This window comes from Arthrobacter sp. TB 26 (assembly GCF_000427315.1).
GTDB lineage: Bacteria > Actinomycetota > Actinomycetes > Actinomycetales > Micrococcaceae > Arthrobacter.
Window position 1 is genome coordinate 1 of sequence record NZ_AUPJ01000132.1, and the last position, 2,723, is coordinate 2,723.

5 protein-coding genes are annotated in these 2,723 nt (G+C 68.2%); all 5 read right to left on the bottom strand.

Translation table 11 applies throughout. The annotated features are described in order from the left end of the window. The coding region (locus K789_RS22255; RefSeq protein ID WP_035739087.1) for an AAA family ATPase at window positions 1–218 on the bottom strand (218 nt) is incomplete at its 3' end. A gap of 3 nt (window positions 219–221) precedes the next feature. Beyond that, a complete protein-coding gene (locus tag K789_RS0104160) occupies window positions 222–1,262 on the bottom strand; it encodes an NAD kinase (RefSeq protein ID WP_024365654.1) in 1,041 nt (346 codons plus the stop codon). A gap of 22 nt (window positions 1,263–1,284) precedes the next feature. Continuing rightward, window positions 1,285–2,097: a TlyA family RNA methyltransferase gene (locus K789_RS0104165; protein ID WP_024365655.1), complete on the bottom strand. Its 813-nt coding sequence runs from the start codon at window positions 2,095–2,097 to the stop codon at window positions 1,285–1,287. Beyond that, entirely contained in the window at window positions 2,084–2,362 is a 279-nt protein-coding gene (locus tag K789_RS22260) for a hypothetical protein (protein WP_024365656.1), read from the bottom strand. Before K789_RS22260 ends, K789_RS0104165 begins: the two co-directional genes overlap by 14 nt. Before the next feature lie 10 nt (window positions 2,363–2,372). Further along, a partial coding sequence (locus K789_RS0104175) for an HAD hydrolase-like protein (protein WP_024365657.1) occupies window positions 2,373–2,723 on the bottom strand: 351 nt, incomplete at its 5' end.

Genomic DNA, 2,723 nt, shown 5'->3' on the forward strand with positions numbered 1-2,723 from the left:
CCAGCGTCGAGCTTCACGGTGGCCTCAGCGGAGGCGCTCTTCGCGCCGCTGCGCACGGCGCCGGCGTCGGACCGTGCGCCGAGCAGCAGCCCGACGGCGGTCACCACCATGGTCTTGCCGGCGCCGGTTTCACCGGTCACGACGCTCAGGCCAGGGCCGAGGGGCAGCGTGGCGTCGGTGATGACGCCGAGGTCGCGGATTCTCAGTTCTTCAAGCATGGGTCACTTCGCAGTTGATGGATCAGGAGTCTCGCCGGGACCTGCGTTCGGCGGCCCTGCCTGCGGCGGAGTTGGAAGCGGCGGCATCGGCCGGGGCGTGCGGATCACGGGCACCGGCCCGGTATGGATCGCGGCTGCCTGCGGCATGGGTCCGCGCCAGCCCTGGATGGGCAGTTCGAACTTGCGGACCAGGCGGCCGGAGAAGGGCGTCTGGTGGGTGCGGGCCAGCCGGACGGGCGTGGCGGACCGGGTGACTTCCACGCGTGCTCCGGGCGGGAGGTCCACCGAGCGCCGGCCGTCGCACCACAGCACGCCCTGGGCGTCGGTCCGGTTCAGGATTTCGACGGCGAGCCGGGACCGGGGTGAGACCACCAGCGGCTTGGCGAAGAGCGCGTGGGCGCTGATCGGCACGATCAGCAGCGCCTCGACCTCGGGCCACACCACCGGACCGCCGGCGGAGAAGGCGTAGGCGGTGGAGCCGGTGGGGGTGGCGAGGACAACGCCGTCGCAGCCGAAGGAGGTGAGCGGTCGTTCGTCGACTTCGGTGACCACCTCGAGCATCCGTTCCCGGTTGCCCTTTTCGATCGCGGCCTCGTTGAGGGCCCAGGTGTGCCAAATTTTCTGGCCGCGGACCCAGACCTGGACGTCAATGGTCATCCGCTCTTCCACCGTGTACTCGCGGCTCGCGATCCATTCGACGGTCTGGGCGAGGTCCGCCCGCTCGCTCTCGGCGAGGAAGCCGACGTGGCCGAGGTTGACTCCGAGCAGCGGCACGTCGACTTCGCGCACCAGTTCCGCCGCGCGGAGGATGGTCCCGTCGCCGCCGAGCACCATCACGAGCTCGACGTCGGGCAGCATCACGTGGTCATGGAGGATCTCGACAGGCTGGTCAAGGCGTCCGAAGAAGCGGACCATGTCGCCGAGCTCGGATTTCAGCATCACGGGAACGATGCCGGAGTCGTGGAGCCGGGCGCATGCTTCCCAGGCAGCCTTGAGGGACTCCTCACGGCCGGTGTGGGCAAGGATGAGGACACGCCTGCTCATCGGGTTCCGCCTTCTGGTGCTTCTAGTACTTGGGCCAGATCATTCCGAGTAGCGCAGCAACGGCTGCGTCCCGCTCTTCGATCTTAGGCAGGTCTGTTCGGATCCCGCGCTTTATCCACAGGAAGTATTCGACGTTTCCGTCCTGGCCGGGCAACGGACTGCTGGCGAGGCCCTTCAGTTCCAGCCCTGTGTCCATGGCTTCCGCCGCGACTTTGCCCACCGCGAGGCGGCGTTCCCACTCCGAGGTGACAACGCCGGTGCGGCCCAGCCGGTCCTTGCCGATCTCGAACTGCGGCTTGACCATCAGGACCAGGTCACCGCCGGGCTCGGTGCACGCTGCGAGGGGCGCCAGCACGAGGGTGAGGGATATGAACGAGAGGTCAGCCACCGTCAGCGCCACCGGTCCCCCGATCTCAGCCGGTGTCATGTAGCGGACGTTGAGTCCTTCGTGGACGGAGACGCGGGGGTCATTCCGGATCACGGGGACCAACTGGTCATGGCCGACGTCGACGGCGACAACATGGTCCGCGCCTCGTCGCAGCAGCACCTCGGTGAATCCGCCGGTGGAGGCGCCGGCGTCCAGGCAGCGCTTGCCCTGGACCTCGACGGCGGGAAAAGCGTCCAGCGCGCCGGCCAGCTTGTGCCCGGCGCGGCTGACGTAGTTGTCCTCATCGGCGGCCGCAACGTCCAGGCTCGTGTCGTCCTGCACCTGGAGGGAGGCTTTGACGAGCACTTCCCCGTTGGAACTGACTTTGCCTTCGGCGATAAGGCGTGCGGCATGGGTGCGGGACCTCGCCAGCCCGCGGCCGACGAGGGCCTGGTCAAGCCTGCTCATTCGTGGCATCCCTTGGTGAAGTGGTGGTTCCGGACTCGTTCAGGGCGGCGAGCAGTTCGTCGTGCAGGCCGGCGTAGACCTCCCCATGCAGGGCAACCGGCAGATCAGGTAGTTCACTGAGGCGGTCCAGCAGGGCGGCGACTTCGGGGTCCGCGGAGGGGACATGCCCATCGGCATCGCCGGATTCCGCCGCAGTCACCGGCCAGGTGACGTGGGCTTCTCCCCCGCCGGTGTCCGTTTCCGTGATGTGGTTCTGCTCGGTCATGGTCCCCAGTCTAGTGATCCAGCCATTCGAGCACCGGTGCCAAGGCAGTGGCGGTTTCGGGGTTGGCTGTCCACCAGGCCGAGCAAGCGGCCCGCCAGGCGTCGAGGTCGCCGGGATCGCCGTGGACCCGTACTGTCTGTCCGTGCACGACGGCGGTGGCCGCGCCGCAGCGGTGCTGCCCGGCGTCGAACTCAATAACCGGGTAGGCCCGGTAGAGGTCCGTGAGGTCGTTAATGAGGTAGTCGGGCCGTTCCAGGGTGCGGGCGGCCAGGATCGATTCCCTGGTGTCGACGCCGGTCAGGACGGCGACCGTGGCGAAGCCGGCGTTGTTGCCGCCGAGGATGTCCGTGTCCAGCCGGTC